Source organism: Streptomyces sp. NPDC033966 (assembly GCF_055575955.1).
Genome location: NZ_JBVIRQ010000008.1, coordinates 154,679 through 173,778 on the forward strand (window position 1 = coordinate 154,679; position 19,100 = coordinate 173,778).

The 19,100-nt window shown below is 71.3% G+C and carries 18 protein-coding genes; all 18 read right to left on the bottom strand.

Features of this window, described 5'->3' with window-relative positions:
• Positions 1-8: 8 nt before the first annotated feature.
• The 18 genes from ACZ518_RS23415 to ACZ518_RS23500 all read right to left on the bottom strand — a co-directional run bounded on the left by ACZ518_RS23415 (position 9) and on the right by ACZ518_RS23500 (position 19,099).
• Positions 9-1,298, bottom strand: a complete 1,290-nt coding sequence (locus ACZ518_RS23415) for an IS701 family transposase (RefSeq protein ID WP_469114952.1) — start codon at positions 1,296-1,298, stop codon at positions 9-11.
• A gap of 73 nt (positions 1,299-1,371) precedes the next feature.
• Positions 1,372-2,016, bottom strand: a complete 645-nt coding sequence (locus ACZ518_RS23420; protein WP_469114953.1) for a TMEM175 family protein — start codon at positions 2,014-2,016, stop codon at positions 1,372-1,374.
• A gap of 85 nt (positions 2,017-2,101) precedes the next feature.
• Positions 2,102-2,443 (bottom strand): nuclear transport factor 2 family protein, encoded by a 342-nt coding sequence (locus tag ACZ518_RS23425; protein ID WP_266578305.1) that lies wholly within the window; start codon positions 2,441-2,443, stop codon positions 2,102-2,104.
• A 13-nt stretch (positions 2,444-2,456) separates the two neighbouring features.
• Entirely contained in the window at positions 2,457-3,950 is a 1,494-nt protein-coding gene (locus tag ACZ518_RS23430) for an ATP-binding protein (protein WP_469114954.1), read from the bottom strand.
• A complete protein-coding gene (locus ACZ518_RS23435; RefSeq protein ID WP_469114955.1) occupies positions 3,947-5,200 on the bottom strand; it encodes an MFS transporter in 1,254 nt (417 codons plus the stop codon). Before ACZ518_RS23435 ends, ACZ518_RS23430 begins: the two co-directional genes overlap by 4 nt.
• A 38-nt stretch (positions 5,201-5,238) precedes the next feature.
• Positions 5,239-6,060, bottom strand: coding sequence for an FAD binding domain-containing protein (locus ACZ518_RS23440; protein ID WP_469114956.1), 822 nt, complete (start codon positions 6,058-6,060; stop codon positions 5,239-5,241).
• On the bottom strand, positions 6,057-8,468 hold the full coding sequence (locus tag ACZ518_RS23445) for a xanthine dehydrogenase family protein molybdopterin-binding subunit (protein WP_469114957.1): 2,412 nt from the start codon (positions 8,466-8,468) through the stop codon (positions 6,057-6,059). The genes ACZ518_RS23440 and ACZ518_RS23445 overlap by 4 nt, the downstream gene beginning before the upstream one ends.
• 5 nt (positions 8,469-8,473) lie before the next feature.
• Complete coding sequence (locus ACZ518_RS23450; RefSeq protein ID WP_469114958.1) at positions 8,474-8,974, bottom strand: (2Fe-2S)-binding protein; 501 nt, start codon at positions 8,972-8,974, stop codon at positions 8,474-8,476.
• The gene (locus ACZ518_RS23455) at positions 8,965-9,588 is read right to left on the bottom strand and encodes an NADPH-dependent F420 reductase (protein ID WP_469114959.1); all 624 of its coding nucleotides are present in this window, start codon (positions 9,586-9,588) and stop codon (positions 8,965-8,967) included. The genes ACZ518_RS23450 and ACZ518_RS23455 overlap by 10 nt, the downstream gene beginning before the upstream one ends.
• A 24-nt stretch (positions 9,589-9,612) precedes the next feature.
• A complete protein-coding gene (locus ACZ518_RS23460; RefSeq protein ID WP_469114960.1) occupies positions 9,613-11,097 on the bottom strand; it encodes an aldehyde dehydrogenase family protein in 1,485 nt (494 codons plus the stop codon).
• 36 nt (positions 11,098-11,133) lie between these two features.
• Positions 11,134-11,874 (bottom strand): type 1 glutamine amidotransferase domain-containing protein, encoded by a 741-nt coding sequence (locus tag ACZ518_RS23465; protein ID WP_469114961.1) that lies wholly within the window; start codon positions 11,872-11,874, stop codon positions 11,134-11,136.
• Positions 11,875-11,943: 69 nt separating this feature from the next.
• The gene (locus ACZ518_RS23470; protein ID WP_469114962.1) at positions 11,944-12,690 is read right to left on the bottom strand and encodes a MinD/ParA family ATP-binding protein; all 747 of its coding nucleotides are present in this window, start codon (positions 12,688-12,690) and stop codon (positions 11,944-11,946) included.
• Entirely contained in the window at positions 12,690-13,949 is a 1,260-nt protein-coding gene (locus ACZ518_RS23475) for a PP2C family protein-serine/threonine phosphatase (protein ID WP_469114963.1), read from the bottom strand. The genes ACZ518_RS23470 and ACZ518_RS23475 overlap by 1 nt, the downstream gene beginning before the upstream one ends.
• Positions 13,931-14,389, bottom strand: a complete 459-nt coding sequence (locus ACZ518_RS23480; protein WP_469115137.1) for an ATP-binding protein — start codon at positions 14,387-14,389, stop codon at positions 13,931-13,933. Before ACZ518_RS23480 ends, ACZ518_RS23475 begins: the two co-directional genes overlap by 19 nt.
• A gap of 26 nt (positions 14,390-14,415) precedes the next feature.
• Positions 14,416-14,727: an STAS domain-containing protein gene (locus tag ACZ518_RS23485; RefSeq protein WP_362468245.1), complete on the bottom strand. Its 312-nt coding sequence runs from the start codon at positions 14,725-14,727 to the stop codon at positions 14,416-14,418.
• A gap of 27 nt (positions 14,728-14,754) precedes the next feature.
• Entirely contained in the window at positions 14,755-16,899 is a 2,145-nt protein-coding gene (gene glgX / locus ACZ518_RS23490; protein ID WP_469114964.1) for a glycogen debranching protein GlgX, read from the bottom strand.
• The gene (locus ACZ518_RS23495) at positions 16,896-17,234 is read right to left on the bottom strand and encodes an STAS domain-containing protein (RefSeq protein WP_469114965.1); all 339 of its coding nucleotides are present in this window, start codon (positions 17,232-17,234) and stop codon (positions 16,896-16,898) included. Before ACZ518_RS23495 ends, glgX begins: the two co-directional genes overlap by 4 nt.
• A gap of 41 nt (positions 17,235-17,275) precedes the next feature.
• Positions 17,276-19,099: an AGE family epimerase/isomerase gene (locus ACZ518_RS23500; protein ID WP_469114966.1), complete on the bottom strand. Its 1,824-nt coding sequence runs from the start codon at positions 19,097-19,099 to the stop codon at positions 17,276-17,278.
• Position 19,100: the final 1 nt, after the last annotated feature.

Below are 19,100 nucleotides of genomic sequence, written 5' to 3' on the forward strand. Positions count from 1 at the left end.
GGCGGGCGTCAGGGGATGTAGGCGCGGCGCGCCGACTGCCCGGGGATCAGGGGCCGGGGCGGCAGTACGGACGGCGGCCGGGCGGCGCCGGGGCCCTGGTAGCGGGCGGGGGCGCTACGGGGCACCGGGTCGGGGGTCCGCCCGCCGGTGCCGAGGAGCCTGGCCGCGTGGGCCACGCTGGCGAGGGTGGCGTGGTGGTGCCAGCCGCGGAAGGAGCGGCCCTCGAAGTCACGGATGCCGACGGGTTCGCAGGTCTCGGTGAAGTCCAGCGCGACCCGGTCGGTGAGTTTGGCCAGCAGGAAGAGCTGGGCGAGCGGCCGGTCGCCGATGTTGGTGATCCAGAACTCGGAGGGCAGCAGGGAGGTCTCGGTCCAGGCGCCCATCAGGAGCAGCGGGGTGGGCGGCGCGGGCGCGGGGCGTTCCTCGCCGGGGGTGGCGAGTATGGCGGCCGAGGTGAGCAGGGTCACCGCTCCCTCGGTGCGGCCGTGCCGGGTCCATTCGACGACCCGCCGCTGCGAGCGCAGCGAGTCGATCAGTTCGCGGGCGGGCGCGGTGTACGGCCCGGGCTTGTGGCGGCCGGTGCCGCCGAAGGAGACGGGCAGGGAGCCGTCGACCTTGAGGACGAAGGGGATGTCCTGGAGGGCGAAGGCCTCGATGGTCTGCGGGAGGTCCGTGTTGGAGACCTCCATGACGACCGGGCGGCGCTGGAGCTGCCAGGTCGCGGCGATGCGCTGTACGGCGTGCACGGCGTCCTGTGCGGGGGTGAGGGACCGCGCGGTGTCGGGGATTCCGGCGCGGCGGCGGCGCAGCAGTTCGCCGGTCCACGGGGCGGGGAGGGTGAGGGTCCATTCGACGGGGAAGCTGGCCTCGCTGGAGGCGAGCCAGATTCCGGAGGCCTGCTGACAGTTGGCGGTGCGGCCGAGCTGGGGTACGAACTGCCTGCCGACGCCCACGGAGCGGTCGCCGGCCTTCTCGATGACCATGGGCTGCACCACCCAGGCCAGCGGGCGCTGGGCGGTGCGTTCGAGGTGCTGGGCGAGGGACCGGCGTACGGGGGTCCAGTCCCAGGGCGATTTGCTGATGAACTGCTGGAGGCTCTGCTCGACGGAACTCGCCCCTGTTCCGGCGATGTTTCGGATTGTTTTCTTCCCGGTGGTGCGGACGAGCCCGTTGAGATAAACGCGGGCCCAGTTTCGCTGGTCCCGCCGAGGTAAGGACTCGAAGAAAAGCGAGATCAATACGTCGATCAATTCGGAGATTTCCCTGGTGGAATCCTCCGGCAGCACTGCGCGAACCATCTGGGCCTCCCCCGCGACCAGACTAGATCCTTGACCCTACTGGACCGCGGAGAACGGCCGTAGGGCCCGGCGGCTACTTCCTGAGGTCGCTGGCAGATTCGAGCCGCTCTTCCTCTACCACGAGCGGGATCGGGATTTGGTTCGCTGCGTAGTAGAGCGCGATCAGGAAGTGTGCGACGAGAGTGAGCGGTGCCGAGAAGAAGGACAGAACCACGGTCAAGGGGTAGGCGACCGCGCCGAGCCCGAATCGGACGCGGGTGGCCCGGGCCCCTTCCTTGTCCACCGTTTCGTGGAAGAGGTGCCCGACCTTGGTCACGTACCACCAGAAGGCCAGGAAGGCGAGAGCGTACACGACGGTCCACGCGCTGTAGAGGATTGCGGCCACATTGGCCGATTCCCCGTCCGTGAGGTGTTCGGCGAGCACGTTGGTGGTGTACGGAATCACTGACACCACCATCAGCACCAGGAGATTCAGGAACAACAGTGGCCGGTCGACCCGCTTCAGGTGACTGAAGATCGTGTGGTGGTTCACCCACATGACGCCGATGATGAGGAAACTCACGATATAGGCCGCGTAGTGCGGCCATTGCTCCCAGAGTCCGTGCCACAGCTCCGAACCCTGCTCTTCCGGAACCTTTAACTCCAGCACCAGAATGGTGATCACGATGGCGAATACGCCGTCGCTGAACGCCTCCACCCGGTTGGTTTCCTGCTCCATGGCCTCCCCTTCGCGAAAGTCATTCACGCATACGGGGAGGGCGCGGTCCCCGCCCTCCCCGCTCACGCTACCCACGAAAGGGCCGTCAGCCGCCGAAGCCGGCCGTCTGGCGCCAGATCCGGCCATCGCGGACGACTAGCGTCCCGAACGCGTGCTCCGGCTCGCCGTTCAGGTTCATGATCGCCCGGTAGAAGATGGTGTCCTCGGTCTCGATGTACTCCTGCAGTTCGACCAGCGTGGGCTTCACGGTGAGATAGCCGGTGAACGTCTCGCGAACGGCCTCGATGCCCACCGACGCGCCCTCGAAGCGCAGCAGCACGGCGTCGTCGGTGTAGTTCTTCATCACCGCCTCGATGTCCAGGGCGGCCAGCGCCTCCATCTGGCGGACGAAGACCGGGTGCAGCTTGGCGATGTCGTACTTGGCCATGTTCGACTCCCTTTCAGGGTGTGGAGGTTGTTCCGGCTCCGGCGGGCGGTTCGGCGCAGGCGGCGGCCGCGCTCAGCGGCAGCCGCACGACCATCCGGGTCTCCCCCGGCCTGGAGCGGGCCGTGATCGACCCGCGGTGGCGCTGGGTGACGATGCGGTAGCTCAGGTGCAGGCCGAGGCCCGTCCCCTTGCCGACGTCCTTGGTGGTGTAGAAGGGCTCGAAGATCCGCGGCAGGGAGTCCGCGGGGATCCCGCGGCCGGTGTCCGTGATCTCCACGACCAGGCAGGCCCCCTCGGCGCGCACCCGCAGGGTCAGGGTGCCGGAGCCCTCCATGGCCTCGGCCGCGTTGTCGACCAGGTTGGTCCACACCTGGTTCAACTCGCTCGGATAGCCGTCCAGTTCGGGCAGGCCGGCCTGGTACTCGCGCACGATGGTGATGCCCGGAAGCTTGGAGCGCAGCACGATCAGGGTGTTCTCCAGGCCGTCGGGTACGGAGAACCGCTGCTCGGGGGCCCGGTCGAGGTTGGCGTAGTCCCGGGTGGCCGAGACCAGCTGGGAGATCCGGGGCCCGGCGGCGCGCAGCTCGGCGGCCAGCGAGCGGGCCTCCAGCAGCGCCGCCAGGTGGTCGAGGGCGGTGGGGAGGGCGGCCTCGCCGACCCCCTCCAGCCGCTCCAGCAGCCAGCCGAGCTGCAGCCCGAGGTCGGCGGCGCCGGAGCCGAGCAGCCCGGGGCGTTCGGCGCCGGCCTCCTCGGCCCAGTCGGCGATCTCCTCCTCGGCGTCCGCCTGGGCGAGCGGGTCGGTGGTGTCCGGCGGCGGGAGCTTGTCCAGCTCCTCGGCGAGCCGGTCCAGTACGGAGCGCTCCGCGCCGGAGGCGGCCGCGCCCCACGCGCAGGCGGTGGCGGTGAGCCGGTCCAGGGCGGGCGCCAGCTCCTGCGCGGCGCGGGCGACCGCCGCGGCCGGGTTGTTCAGCTCGTGCGCGAGGCCTGCGGCCAGGGTGCCGAGGGCCTCGACGGTGGCCCGTTTGCGGGCCTGGACCTCGGAGGACTTGATCCGCCAGGCCAGTACCGGGATCAGTACGGCGGCCACCCCGTGGCAGCGGGTCAGCATCTCGAAGAACACCGGCTTCGGGTAGGCGACGACGGTGGTCGCCGGCCCGCTCGCGGACGCGGTGGCCACGTAGGAGCCGTCGGTGAGCAGGGGCAGTTCCCCGGTGAAGCGGTGTGCGGCGGAGGGTTTGCCGTCGTGGTCCTCGGCGGCCGCGCTCTCCTCCTCGGTGGAGTGCCGGGTGAGCACCTCCTCGCGGCCGTCGACGACCTTGGTGACGACGAGTCCGCCGGAGAGCAGGACGTGGAAGCCGGTGGCCTGCTCCCCGTCGCGGAAGAGGACCTCCCCGTCGGCGAGGACCCGCGGATCGGAGACGGAGGCCAGCCAGTCCAGCTGGTCCTCGGTGATCTGCGCGAAGATCTCCAGTCCGCGCAGGGCCGTACGCAGTTCTGCGGTGTTCACGCGGCGCTCCCCTCGGCCCTGGTGCGCGCGGCGAGCCGCAGGGTCGTCAGCAGGGCCAGCGCGCACACCCCGGCGACGGCCGCCATGAAGCCGACCGAGGTGCGCTGCAGGCCGTGGATGTTGGTCAGGAGTCCGGCGAGGACCGCCGGGACGCTCATGGCGAGGTACGCGAAGACGTAGACGGCGGCGGTGAGTTCGCCGCGGTGCGCCGGGTCGGCGAGCGAGCTGAGGGCGCGGAAGGAGCCGAGGAAGGCGGCGCCCCAGCCGGCGCCGAGTACCGCGGTGGCGGCGAGGAACACGGCCGCCGATCCGGTGCCCAGGGAGAGCAGCACCAGGGCGAGCCCGGCGAGCAGCCCGAGCAGGCCGAGTACGGCGGTGCGCAGCGCCTCGGTGCGGCCCAGCAGCAGCTGGGCGGCGGTGGCGGCGCCGGCGAGCAGCGCCACCGTGGCCCCGCCCAGCAGGTAGTTGGTGCTGCGGAACAGGGCGAGGGCCAGGTGCGGCCCGAGCGAGAGGTAGAAGCCGCCGACGGTCCAGACGGCCACCACGGTCAGTACGAGCACGGCGAACCGCCGCCGCACGGCGGCCGGTACCCGGATCCGGTGGGGCACCACCCGCAGCCGCCCGTCGGCGCCGGGGGCGCTCTCGGCCATCCGGGCCACCCCGACCAGCGCGAGCGCGAAGGCGCCGGCCAGCAGGACGTAGCTCAGCACGGTCGGCGCGGGCGCGTACTGGACGAGCAGTCCCGCCCCGAGCCCGCCCAGGCCGATGCCCACGGTGGGCCCGGCGCTGTTGACCTGGGCGCCGAGCGCGGGCCGCGAGCGCGGGCTCAGCTCCAGCAGGGCCCCGCCCATGGCCCCGGTGGCCAGTCCCACCGCCAGCCCCTGTACGGCGCGGGCGGCGAGCAGCAGGCCGAGCCCCCGGGCCCCGGCGAACAGGCCCATGGAGACGATCGCCAGGACCAGTGCGGCGGCCAGGACGGGCCGCCGGCCCAGGGTGTCCGAGAGGGACCCGAACAGCAGCAGGCCGGTGAGCACGGTGACGGCGTACACGGCGAAGACCACCGTGACCACGCCGGAGGACAGCCCCCATTCCTGCTGGTAGAGCACGTACAGGGCGGAGGGCACGGAGGAGGAGAGCATCAGCAGGACGAGGACCGCGCCCACCACCCGGAAGCCGGAGGCCCTCGCCGTGCGGGCGGCGCCCCCGCTCGCGGTGTCTCCCGTGTCCCTCGTCTCGGTCGGTTCGGCCACTCTGGTCAACTCCACTCCCCCCGGCTGCCCTCGGGCCGTCAGGCGGTGATCAGGGCCGCCCGGGCCAGCGCGCGGGCGGTGAGTACGCCCGCGAGGTGGCCCAGGTATTCGGCCGAGGTGCCGCGCCCGGGGACGAACAGCTCCCGGGGCTCGGCTCGGAATGCCGCGAGCACCGCCTCCGTCGTGTACGGCCCCCCGCGCAGCCGGTCCTCGACCCCGCGCAGGCGCAGGGCACGCGGGGTGGCTCCGGTGACCGCGATCCGCGGCCCGTCGGGGGTGATGCGTACGGCGGCGGCGCACAGCGGGTAGCGGGTGGCCCGGTCGGCGGCCTTCTCGAAGGCGGCGGCCGGGCCGGCGGCGGGCACCAGCACGGCGGTGACCACCGATCCGGCGGGCACTCCCGAGGCGGCGAGCCGTTCGGCGCCGACGGTGGTGCGCCCGCCGGGGCCGGCGAGTTCCACCCGGGCGCCGGCGGCCAGGGCCGCCACGGGCAGGTCGGTGGCGCGTCCGGCGGCGGCCAGGTTCCCGCCGGCGGTGCCGAGGTTGCGGACCTGGGGGTCGCCGTTGGCGCGGGCGGCGGCGGCCAGCTCGGGTGCCCCGTCGAGCACCAGCGGGTGCGCGGCGAGTTCGGCGAGGGTGGTCAGGGCCCCGACGCGCAGGGTCCCGCCGGTGCGGGCGACGCCCCGCAGCTCCGCCAGGTGGCGTACGTCGACGAGCAGGCGGGCCCGCTCCGCGCCGGTGCGCAGGCCGGGCAGCAGGCTCTGTCCGCCGGCCAGCACCCGGGCGCCGGGGGTGGCGAGCAGGGTGAGGGCCTCGTCCAGGGCGGCGGGCCGGGCGTAGTCGAAGTCGGTGAGGATCACGGGGCTTCCCCTCTCAGGCGGCGCCAGACCTTCTCGGGGGTGAGCGGCATGTCGATGTGCCGTACGCCCAGGTCGGACAGGGCGTCGACGACGGCGTTGACGACGGCGGCGGCGGGCGGCACGGTGGCGATCTCCCCGGCTCCCTTGGCACCGAGCGGATTGTGCGGGGAGGGCGTGACGGTCCTGCCGAGGGTGAAGAAGGGCGCGTCGGCGGCGCGGGGCAGGGCGTAGTTCTGCAGGTCGGAGGTGATCAGGACGCCGTTCTCGTCGTACTCGGCGGCTTCCATCAGGGCCTGGCCGAGGCCGTGGACGATGCTGCCCTCGATCTGGCCGAGGACCACCTTCGGGTTGCCGATGTGCCCGGCGTCGTCGACGGCGGTGTAGTCGACGACCTCGGTCTCTCCGGTGAGTTCGTCGACCTCGACGACCGCGATGTGCGTACCGAAGGGGTAGTTGAAGTCCGGCGGGTCGAAGTGGGTGGTCTCGTCGAGGGCCGGCTCGATCTCCGGGGGCAGCCCCCAGCCGTACCACATGGCCATGGCCAGTTCGGCGAAGGTCTTCGCGTTCTCCGGGTTGCCGGCCTCGTGGACGCCGCCGTTCTCGTAGACCACCCGCTCCTCGGGGACGCCGAGGAAGACGGCTCCGGCCCGGATCAGTTTCGCCTTGATCTTGCGGGCGGTGAGCGCGATGGCGGGGGCGGCCATGCTGTACGAGCGGGAGCCGTAGGTGCCCTGCCCGTAGGGGGCCTTGAGGGTGTCGCCCTCGTACACCTGGACCTGGCCGGGGTCGATGCCCAGTTCGTCGGCGGCGACCTGCGCGAAGACGGTGCCGTGGCTCTGGCCGGTGGAGGCGGAGCCGACGGTGACGGTGACCTCGCCGGTGGGGTGGACGCGGATGTTGGCGCTCTCCCAGGTGCCGCCGAGCATGCCCTCCTTGGACATCCGGGTGGAGGGGCCGACGCCGCAGACGGCCACGTAGGTGGCGATGCCGACGCCCAGGCGCTTGCCGCGGGCGCGGGCGGCGGCCTTGCGGGCGGGCATCCGGTCGTAGCCGGAGAGTTCGACGGCCCGGTCGAAGTTCAGCCGGTAGTCCCCGGAGTCGTAGGTCCAGCCGAGGCCGTTGTCGTACGGGAACTTCTCCTTGGGCACCAGGTTCCGGCGGCGCACCTCCGCCGGGTCCATGCCGATCTCGGCGGCGTAGCGGTCGACGAGCCGTTCCATCAGGAAGGCGGCCTCGGCGCGCCCGCTGCCGCGCTGGGCGCCGAGCGGGACGGTGTTGGTGAAGGCGGCGTAGACCTCGCAGAAGGCGGCGGGGATGTCGTACATGCCGCTGATGGAGCGTCCCATCAGGGCGGTGGCGACTCCGGGGCCGATGGTGGAGGGGTAGGCGCCGAGGTTGGCGTAGCTGGTGCAGCGCACGGCGGTGATGCGGCCGTCGCGGGTGCCGGCAAGGGTGACGTGCTGGCGGTGGTCGCGGCCCTGGACGGTGGAGTTCATCAGGCCGGTGCGGGTGTCGACCCATTTGACGGGGCGGCCGCCGAGGTCTTTGGACAGCAGCAGGACCAGCGCCATGTCCGGGTAGAGGTAGCCCTTGGTGCCGAAGCTGCCGCCGACGGTCGGGGCGATCACCCGGAGCTTGTTGAAGGGGATGCCGAGGACCAGCGCGGCGAGCAGGAAGCGGTGGTTGTGCGGGCCCTGGGTGGAGGCGTGGAGGGTGTACTCGCCGGTGGCCGGGTCGTACACGCCGACGGCTCCGCGCGGCTCGATGGGGCTGTTGATGGTGCGCTGGTTGACGAGGTCCAGCTCGACGGTGACCTCGGCGGCGGCGATGGCCGCGTCGGTGCGCTCCTCGTCGCCGCAGGTCCAGTACGCGTTCAGGTTGCCGGGGACGGCCTCGTGGAGCTGGGGCGCGCCTTCGGCGAGGGCGTGGTCGGCGCGGGTGACGACGGGCAGCGGCTCGTACTCGACGGTGATCGCGGCGAGCGCGGCGGCGGCCTGGCGCGGGGTCTCGGCGACCACGACGGCGATCGGGTCGCCGACGTGGCGGACGGTGTCGCCGGTGAGCACCGGGCGGGCGCCGGGGAGGCCGTAGGGGTGGGGCGGGAAGTGGCTCTCGACCCCGCCGGGTATCCAGATGCAGGGCAGCGGCATCACGTCGGGGAAGTCGGCGGCGGTGGCCACCTTCAGTACGCCCGGGAGCTGCTCGGCGGCCTTGGTCCCGATGGACAGGATCCTGGCGTGGGCCACGGGGCTGCCCAGGATGGCCATGTGGGCGGTTCCCGGCAGGTCGATGTCGGCGACGTACACGGCTTCGCCGCGCAGCAGCCCCGGGTCCTCGCGGCTGTCCAGGGGGCGGCCGAGGACGCCGCCCCGTGCCTGTTCTTCCTGTTCCGGCTGGACGGTGGTCATCGCGGTCACCGCCCTTCGGGTTCGGCGGGGGCGCAGGCGCGCTGCACGCCCCGGACCACGCTGTGGTAGCCGGTGCAGCGGCACAGGTTGCCGGTGAGCCATTCGCGGATCTCGGGCTCGGAGGGGGGCGGGCCGCCGGAAGCGCAGTCGACGAGCTCGCCGAGGGCCATCACCATGCCGGGCGTGCAGAAGCCGCACTGGGTGCCGTGCTCCTGGCGCAGTGCCTCCTGGAGGCCGGTCAGCTCCCCGCCGGGGGCGGTGACGCCCTCGATGGTGGTGACCTCGGAGCCCGCGGCGGAGGCGGTGAGGATCAGGCAGCTCTTGACGGACCTGCCGTCCAGGCGGACCACGCAGGTCCCGCACTGGCCGGTGTCGCAGCCCACCTTGGTGCCGGTGAGCCCGAGTCCGTCGCGGAGCCGTTCCACGAGGAGTTCGCTCGGCGGGGCCGCGAACTCCTCGGGTCTTCCGTTCACGTGCAGGGTGAGTTCGATGCGCGTCAGATCCATGCGAGCGCCTGCGCTTCCGTGAGCGACCGGTTGAAGAGGGGACCGCCGGGCTGCTGGAGAATTCCTCCGGAGTGCAGCGGGCCGGTGTCGACGGGGGCGTATCCCAGGTCGGTGATGATTCCGGCGACCATTTCCTTCGCCTTCGTGTCATCGCCCGCCGTGTAATGGGCGAGGCGCTCCGATGCCGTGCGGCCGGAGGCGGTACCGGCGGCGGCGAGGGTTTCGAAATGCATGGTGTTCAGGGATTTCACGACCCGGGCGCCGGGGTACCACTCGGCGACGAGTTCGCTGGAGCCGCGCCCGCCGAGGTCGGCGGGGGTGCCGGGGCCGCTGAACGCGTTGGTGGCGTCCACCAGCACCTTGTCCTGCACGACGTGCGGGGGCAGCAGCCCGCGCACGCCGGCGAAGGGCACCATCAGCACCAGCAGGTCGGCCTCGCCCGCCGCCTCGACGGGGTGCGCCGCCGCCGTGGCGCCGGGGCCGAGTTCGGCCAGGAGCGGGGCGAGTGAGCCCGGCCCGGTGGCGTTGGCGAGGACGACCGGATGGCCGGCCGCCACCAGGATCCTCGCGAGGGTCGAGCCGATCCGGCCGGTGCCGATGATGCCTGTCCGCATGAGTGGCTCCTCGATGGTGTGGTGTCAGTCCATGCCGATCCAGACCGACTTGGTCTGGGTGTAGCTCTCAAGGGATTCCGGTCCGCACTCGCGCCCGTAGCCGGAGGCCTTGTAGCCGCCGTAGGGCACGGAGGGGTCGTACTGGTTGTAGCAATTGACCCAGACCGTCCCGGCCTTGATCTGGGAGGCGACCCGGTGGGCCCGCCGCAGGTCCTTGGTGTGGACCCCGGCTGCGAGGCCGTACGCGCTGTCGTTGGCGATGCGTACGGCGTCCTCCTCGGTGTCGAAGGGGATGACCGACAGGACCGGGCCGAAGATCTCCTCCTGGGCGATCCGCATGCCGTTGTCGACGCCGGTGAAGACGGTGGGCAGGAAGTACAGGCCCTGGGTGGAGGCTCCTTCGGGGGTCCAGCCGGCGCCTCCGGTGCGCAGCAGGGCGCCTTCCTTCTCGCCGACCTCGATGTAGGAGCTGACCTTGTCGAACTGGGCGCGGTGGGCGAGCGGTCCGAAGAGGGTCTCCGGGTCGCGCGGGTCCCCGGGCTTGAGGGCGGCGGCCCGGCGGACCAGGCGTTCGACCATCTCGTCGTGGACGGGTCGGTGCAGCAGGAGCCGGGAGCCGGCGGTGCAGATCTCGCCCTTGTTGTAGTAGATGCCGAAGAAGGCGAGTTCCTCGGCGGCGTCGAGGTCGGCGTCGGCGAAGACGATGTTGGCGGACTTGCCGCCGAGTTCCATCGTCACCTTCTTCAGGGTGCCCGCGGACTTGCGGATGATCGACTGGCCGACCGCGGTGGAGCCGGTGAAGGCGATCTTGTCGATGTCGGGGTGGCCGGTGAGGGTCTCCCCCAGCTCGACTCCGGGGCCGGTGACGACGTTGAGGACACCGTCGGGGATCTCCGCCTCCTGGAAGAGTTCGGCGATCTTCAGGGCGGTGAGCGGGGTGGCCGGGGAGGGTTTGTGGACGACCGTGTTCCCGGCCGCGAGGGCCGGGGCGATCTTGGTCATCGACAGCAGGAGCGGGAAGTTGAAGGGGGTGATGGCGCAGACCACCCCCAGGGGTTCGCGCAGGGTGTAGGCGAGCTGTCCGCCGGCGGGGGCCCGGGAGGAGCCGTCGACCCGGGTGACCGCGCCGGCGTAGTAGTGCATCAGCTGGGCGGCCATGGGTGCGTCGACGGTGCTGGAGAAGGCGAACGGCTTGCCCATGTCCACCGTTTCCAGCAGGGCTATCTCCTCCAGGTCCCGTTCGATCAGTTCACCGACGCGGTTCAGCCGCAGCGCGCGCTCCTGGGCGGACAGCCGGCTCCACGGGCCTTCCTCGTACGCAGCGCGGGCGGCCGCGACGGCGGCGTCCGCGTCGGTCGCGGCGGCCTGGGCCACCGGCACGATCTCCTGGCCGTCGATCGGGCTGATGTCCGGCTCCGTGCGGCCGTCCCGGGCGGGGACCCATTGGCCGCCGATGAACAGCTTCCCGGGGTTGGCCAGGGGGTGGTCGCTGAGCACGCGCTTGGTCATGGCTGCACCTTCCGGTGTCGCGGGGGCGGGCACCCCCTAGGCCTCGCCGAGCTGCCGCAGGAAGGTCTCGGCGAGGGCCTTGGAGGAGTAGGGGTTCTGACCGGTCGTGAGCCTGCGGTCCACGACGACGTGCGAGTCCCAGATCACGTCGGCCTTCTCGTACCGGGCGCCGAGTCTGGTCAGCTCGGCCTCCAGGATCAGCGGGAGCCGGCCTGCCATGTTGGTGACCAGTTCCTCGCTGTGCGAGAAGGCGGTCATCCGGTATCCCTCGAAGGGCCAGTGGCCCTCGCCGTCCCGCAGGGACAGCAGTGCGGTGTGGCCGTGGCAGACGGTGGCGATCGGCTTGTCCTGTCCGATGGCCCAGCGCAGCAGCTGCGCCAGCTCGTCGGACTTGGGCAGGTCGCCGATGGCTCCGTGGCCGCCGCTGATGTAGATGCCGTCGTACTCGGCGATGTCCTTCTCGCCGAGGGACTCCACCGCGAGGGGCGCTTCGAGCTGGGGGGTCTGCTCGATGACCCGGACGTACTCGGCGGCGTTGGCCGCGTCCTGGTCCGGGGAGCCCTCGGGGCGGACCCACCGCAGGAAGCCGGGGTCGATGCTGGTCGGGTCGACCGTGGGGACCTCGCCCCCGATCGTCGCCACGTCGACGGTGTGGCCGGCTGCTCGGAAGAGGGTATAGGGAACGGCGAATTCCTCGGCCCAGAATCCCGAGGGGTGCTGTTCCCCGTCCAGCAGATGGAGGGTGGCCTTTGCCGTCAAGACGACGAGAATCCTCATGATTCTCTCCTTGTTCTGGATCGCTGCCGATTCAACACGCCCCTTCGTGAGGGGCGTAAGGGGACGGCGTCAGGCCCGCGATACTTCGTCACGTGCGTCCAACGCCGTGAGGATCGTGCGGAATTCACCGACCAGGGGGTGGTCGGGAAGGGCTTCCGCGAATATGCGCTCTCCGTGGAGGGCCGCCATTCCCGGAACGTACGGGAGAATTCCGGCCAGGGGGGCGCCGTATACCTCCTCGGCCCTGCGGGCCACCTCCTGCCGGTCCACGCCCTCGGGTGCCATGCTCAGCACCAGGGCCCGCCGGCAGGCCAGCCGCCCGGCCAGGGCGATGGTCTCCTCCGCTCCGGAGAGGTCGACCCGGTCGGCCCTCGCCATGATCAGTACGATGTCGGCGCTGCCCATGGCGGTCACCGACTCGTTGTTGAGCCCGGCGTGCGTGTCGAGCAGCAGGAAGTCGAGCGCGTGGCTCTCCGCCAGCCGGTCGAAGCCCTCCGGGAGCATCCCCACGTCGTACCCGGTGGTCATCAGCTCCCGCAGGGCCGCCGTCCCGGTCCGGGCCGGTACGACGTACAGCCCGGGCACGGCGGTGCTCCGGGCCGCGGTCTCGATCTCGCAGCGGCCGAGCAGGTAGTCGGCCAGCGAGCCGGTGCCGGGACCGAGCCGGAACAGCAGGTCCAGGGTGGGCGACTGGAGGTCGGTGTCGACCACCCCCACCCGGCGTCCCGCGGCCGCCAGCAGCAGCGCGAGGTTCGCCAGCACCGAGGACTTCCCGGTGCCGCCGCGGTGCGAGTGCACCACGATGGTCCGGGTCATCACGCCACCACCCGGTAGCCGGTGTCGTCCGCGTGCGGCCCCCGCGCCGCACGCGGCCGGTGCACGGCCAGCATGGTGACGTCGTCGTGCTGTTCGGCGGTGCCCGTGTGCTCGCGCACCGCCCGGTCCATCAGGTCGACCACGTCCCTGCCGCTCGCCGGGGGGCCGGCGAGCAGTTCCAGCATCCTCTCGTCACCGAGGAAGCTGCCTTCGGGGCAGCGGGCCTCGGGCACTCCGTCGGTGAACACGAAGAGGGTGTCGCCGGGGTTCAGCTGGGCGTAGCCGAGGGTGAAGACGCAGTCGGGCAGTACCCCGACCGCCGGCCCCGTGACCTCCAGGGCCCGGGGTACGGAGCCGTCGCCGGAGAGCAGCAGGGGCGGGTTGTGGCCGCCGTTGATGTAGACGAGGCTGCCGGTCAGCGGGTCCAGGACGCCGAAGAACAGGGTGGCGAAGTAGCCCTGCCGCAGGTGGTTGCGGGTGAGGTAGCCGTTGGTGGCGGTGACCGCGTTGAGCAGCGGGGTGGCGCCGACGACCGGGGTGCGGCGGCTGCCGCCCGTGCGGCCGGCGGCCATCAGGTGCTGGAGTCCGCTGTTCTCGGCGGTGTGGCGCAGCAGGGAGCGGATGAGGGCCATGAAGAGGGCCGCGCCGACCCCCTTGTCGCAGACGTCGGCGACGACCACCGCGAGGCGCCGGCCCCGGGAGATCTCGAAGACGTCGTAGAAGTCCCCGGCGACCTGCCGGGCGGGCCGGAAGCGCACGTCGATCTCCCAGCCGTCGGGGACGGGCAGCGCCTCGGGCAGGAAGCCGGCCTGGATCTCGCGGCCGATCTCCAGTTCCTTCTCGTACCCCATGAGTTCGGCGCGGGCGTCGGCCTCGCGCAGGGTGCGGCCGAGTCCGGCCCGTTCGGTGCAGCTGTGCAGCCGGGCTCCGACGAGGGCGGGCAGGAAGGGCGGGACGAGGTAGTCGTGGCCGAGGCGGACGTGCCGCTCCAGGGCGGCGAACTCCCGGACGGTCCAGACGACGACGATGGGCGCTCCGGCCCAGCGCCGCAGCCGGCGCACGGCGCTGCGCACGGTCTCCCCGTCGGCTTCGGCGGGGGCGAGCAGCACGTCGGCGACGGGCAGCAGTTCGAGGCGGCCGCGCAGCAGTTCCCCCAGGGTGCGGGGGACGAGTTCGGCGTCCATCCGCCGCAGCGCGTCCAGCAGTTCGACGGGCGGCGGCGGGTACACGTCCAGGATGATCACGGTCGTGGAGGGCATGCGTCCGTCCCCTCATCGGCCTTCACGGTCAGCGTGCTGATGTTCCGGCCGTCCCTGCGGGCATAGGCGTACGAGTCCACGCTGGTCAGGGCCAGGTGGATGCCGAGGCCGCCGACCCGGCGCCGTTCCGGGGGGATCCCGGGGGCGGGGGGCAGGCGGCCGGCGACGGGATCGAACGCGGGGGCGGTGTCCTCGATGACGATCCGCACCCCGTCGGGACCGGGACGGCCGCGGACGGTGATCCGTCCGCCGCCGCCCCGGTACCCGTGCATCACGATGTTGGTGGCCAGCTCGTCCACGGCCAGCCGGATCCGGTACGTGGCCCCTTTGCCGAGGCCCGCCCGGGCGGCCAGCCGCAGGACGAACGCGGCGATCTCGCCCAGTGCCCCCACCGTCGCGGGCACGTCCAGTACGGCGGGCTTCCTCGCCAGTTCCACCATCTCAGTCACCGTTCCGGGCGTCGTGCTCAGTCATCGGAGAGGACGATGCTGCGGTCGAGCCCGGCCGTACGGATGGTCCGGGCGACGGGCTCGATGGCGCCGGTCACCTTGATGGTGACCTCGCCCCCCACCTTCTGCTGGGCGAAGACCAGGGAGCGCAGGCCGGCGCTGGCCATGTAGCCGACCCCTGCCATGCGGATCTCGACGGTGCCGGTGCCGTGCCCGGCGGCCTTCTCGATCGTCTGGTGGAAATCCGGGGCGGTCTTGGCGTCCAGCTCGCCCGTCAGCTCGATCACGGTGGTGTCGCCCTCGATGCTCAGGGACACGGAAAGCGGCATGTCAGGGTCTCCTTCGGTCTGGTCGGGTCAGTCGCCCCGGGGCTCGGGGCCGTTCGCGCGGCCGACCAGGATCACGACCGAGCGCGGGCCGATCAGGTACTTGCCCGCGTTGTCGAGCTCCTGTTCCGCCCCCGGGGTGCGGATGTCGTGCGGCGCCTCGGCGCCGGTGTCGGCGAACAGGTGCCAGCTGCGGCCGCCGGGCAGTGCGGGCAGTTCGAGGTCGTGCGCCTCCCAGTGGGAGTTCATGGCCACGTACACCACGTCCTGGTCGCCGGTGCCGCAGCGGGCCACCGCCAGCAGCCGGCTGTCCGCCGACCAGTCGGGCTGCCAGGCCCGCTCCCCGTGCCAGCTGATGTCGGGCAGGCCGAGGCCCTCCCGGAGCCGTCCGGTGGGGTGCGAGGTGGAGCGCAGCTCGCGGTGGTGCCCCCGGAAGGCGATCATCTGGCGGGTGAACCGGAGCAGTTCGCCGTTCTCGTCGACCTGGCCCCAGTCGAACCAGGAGAGCTCGTTGTCCTGGCAGTACGTGTTGTTGTTGCCCTGCTGGGTCCGGGCGACCTCGTCCCCGGACAGCAGCATCGGGATGCCCTGGCTGGTGAGGAGGATCGCGAGGGCGTTCTTCATCTGGCGCACCCGCAGGGCGTTGACCTCGGGGTCGTCGGTGGGTCCCTCGGCGCCGCAGTTCCAGCTGTTGTTGTCGTTGGCGCCGTCGCCGTTGCCCTCCCCGTTGGCCTCGTTGTGCTTGTCGTTGTACGAGACCAGGTCGGCCAGGGTGAAGCCGTCGTGGGCCGTCAGGAAGTTGACGGAGGCCGAGGTCCCGCGGCCGGAGTAGAGGTCGGGCGAGCCCGCCACGCGGGCGGCCAGTTCACCGGTGACCCCGGGGTCGCCCTTGAGGAAGCGGCGGACGGTGTCGCGGTACTTGCCGTTCCACTCGGCCCAGCGCCCGTACGCCGGGAAGTTGCCGACCTCGTAGAGGCCGCCCGCGTCCCACGCCTCGGCGATGAGCTTGGTGTGCCGCAGCACCGGGTCGAAGGCGAGCATCTCCAGCAGCGGCGGGTTGGGCAGCGGGGTGCCGTCCAGGTCCCGGCCGAGGATGGCCGCGAGGTCGAAGCGGAAGCCGTCGATGTGGTAGTCGGCGACCCAGTGGCGCAGGCAGTCCAGGACGTAGTTGCGGACCACGGGGTGGTTGCAGTTGACCGTGTTGCCGGTGCCGCTGAAGTTGAAGTAGTACCCCTCGGGCGTGAGCATGTAGTACGTGGCGTTGTCCAGGCCCTTGAAGGAGATGGTGGGGCCCTGCTCGTTGCCCTCGGCGGTGTGGTTGAAGACGACGTCGAGGATGACCTCGATTCCGGCCGCGTGCAGGTCCTTGATCAGGGTGCGGAACTCGTCGCCCTGCATCCCGTAGCGTCCGGTGGCCGCGTAGCCGGCCTTCGGCGCGAAGAAGGAGACGGTGTTGTAGCCCCAGTAGTCGTAGAGCTTCTCGCCGGTCTCGGGGTTGGTGCGCGGGTTGTCGCTCTCGTCGAACTCGAAGACGGGCAGCAGCTCGATGCAGTTGATCCCGAGCTCCTTCAGGTACGGGATCTTCTCCCGCAGCCCCGCGAACGTGCCCGGGGCCGTGACCTGCGAGGAGGGGTGCCGGGTGAACCCGCGCACGTGGGCCTCGTAGACGACGAGGTCCTCGGCGGGGATCCGCAGCGGGGTGTCGTCGCCCCAGTCGAAGTCCTGGAGGCAGACCCGCGAGCGGTACTGGTAGCCGCGGCTGCGGTCCGGTTCCACGCCCCACACGTCGCGGCCGGCGATCAGCCGGGCGTAGGGGTCGGAGAGGACCTGCCGGGCGTCGAAGCGGTGGCCGGTGGCCGGGTCGTAGGGGCCGTCGGCACGGTACCCGTACTCGATGTTCTCGTGGTCGAGGCCGAAGACCGTCATGGCGAAGACGCTGCCGGTGCGGAACTCCTCGGGGAATTCCAGCTCGGCCATCGGCTCGGGCTCTCCGCGCTTGTAGATGACCAGCGTCATGGAGGTCGCCTGGTCGGAGAAGACGGAGAAACTGACCCCGCCGGGGACCACGTTGGCCCCGAAGGGGAACGGTTTGCCCGCGCGGACGCGGTACCCGCCCACCTCGTGGGTCGGGTACGCGTCCACGCGCAGCACCTGCTCGGAGCGGGCCTCGCTCATCGCGCGGCCTTGGCCCTGGCGGCGGCCGCCTCGCCGGTCTCGAAGAAGTCGAGGAAGCCGGTGGCCGACATGACGAACCGGACTTCCTCGCTCACCCCGTACAGGGTGACCGCGACCCCGGCGTGCTGCGCCTCGCGGTAGACGACGAGCAGCGTGCGCAGCCCGGCGCTGGAGACGTAGGTCACGGCGGTCAGGTCGATGCGCAGCGGCCGGCCCTCGCGGACCAGCGGCAGCAGGGACTCCAGCAGGGTGCCGGAGGTCTCGCTGTTGATCTCGCCGGTGGCGACGAGCACGGTGGCCGTCTTGTTCCGGCGTTCCTTCACGGTCAGACTCATTTCCTGCATTCCCCTCTTGTTGGGGCGCCCCCCGTTGGGCACTACTGCTTGTTCACCGGCCGGAGCCGGACCTTGACCTTGACCCGGCCCTGGACGTCGGGGAGGTGGACGGTCAGCGCCTCGGCGTCGAACTCCTCGTAGGGCTTCTCGTCGATCTCCACGGACGCGATCCGCACCGAGCCCGCGGGCAGCAGGTCGGGCGAGACGCGCAGGATCCGGTCGGGCAGGTCGGTCGGGTCGGGCTGGAAGTGGAAGTCCATCTCCCGGCCGTTGACGAGAAGGTTGTTGTAGACGGCGGCCAGGTAGCAGAGCTCCGCCGAGTGGTACATGGACATCGAGTGGCTGCCCTTGAGCCGCTCCGTGCCGAGCAGGTACGGCGTACCGCTGGCGAGCACGTTGAAGTAGACCGCTCCCTCGTCGTGGTCGAGGAAGAAGGTGTTGTAGAAGGCCTGGGCCTGGCGCGCCTCGCGCAGGTTCGCGTCGCCGCCGACCGTGCCGTTCAGGATGAGGTAGGCGAGGATCGCCTGCTCCTGCTGCCACCAGGCCTTGCGGTCGTGCCAGGCGAACCGGTACGTCTCCTGGTCGCCCTCCTTCACGCGTTCCACGACGTCGTACCACCCGCCGCGCTGCCGGTCGCTGCCGACGGCCGGCATGATCTCGCCGATCTTCCTGGCGAGCTGCTCGTAGGCGGGCTTGGCCTTCAGCGAGTTCATCCGCATCAGGTTCCAGGCGATCTTCAGGTTGTGCCCGACGACCGCGCGGTTCTGCTGCCAGCTGTGCGCGGTGTCGTGCGACCAGTCGCGGAAGAAGCGCTCCTGGACGAACGGGCTGTTCTTGTAGTCCGGGAACCTGTCCGCGATGGTGTCGAAGGTGTACTCCAGGAAGTCGGCGTACTTCTGCTCGCCGGTCGCCAGGTACAGGTTGATGAGGTAGGCGGGCGCGTGGTCGCCGACCGAGTTCCAGTTCTTGCGCTCGGCGTTCTCGCCGAGGGACTCGTGGTCGGCGCTGAAGAGGATCGGGTCGATGTGCGAGTAGTAGCCGCCCTGCTCCTCGTCCTTGAAGAACTTGTCGAAGAGCCGGATGGTGGCGTCGGCGTCGTTCCTGATCCGGACGTCGCCGGTGATCCGGTAGGTCTGGACCGGGCCGGCCAGCGCGTAGATCTGCTCGTACATCGGGATCGCGTCGTAGTCGTCGGAGAACTCCGAGGTGAAGAGCTTGCGCTCGCTGTCGCCGTCGACGCTGATGCCGTGGTACCAGAAGACCACGTCCTCCTCGCTGTCCACGACCCGCATGTGCTTGCGCAGGTACTCGGTGCCGCGCTCGGCGATCTCCAGGTACTCGTCCTTGCCGGTGAGCAGGTAGGCCGAGGCCATGCCGTAGACCAGGCGGGAGATGGTGTCGGTCTCCTGGACGTGGCTGGCGGTCTTGTCGCCGCCGAGGCGGATCTCGGTGCGGTACTCGGTGAAGTCCACCGGGCCGTCGCCGAACTGGGCGCGCTTGTAGAAGTCGGCCAGCGACTCGATCTGCCGGATCCACCAGCCGGCCTCCTCGAAGCGGTAGTCCTCGGCGCCGCGGCCCAGGAACACCAGCCGCTTGGCGTCGAAGCGACCGCCCTGCTCGGGGTAGTGGACGCCGTAGGCGAAGAGGAACCGGCCCGGGGAGAGCATCTCGTCGACGTGCCCGGAGGCGTCGACGTACGGCTCGTCGAGGTTGCGCACCAGCTCGGCGCTGGGGCCGGAGGCGAGGGAGACCTCGAACTCGCGGTCGTCGGTGGTCTTCAGCCGCAGCAGCCGGGACGAGGAGTCGAAGCGGACGACGTAGCCCGCGATCGTGTCGGAGAAGGAGAAGTTCAGCGAGCCCGCCATG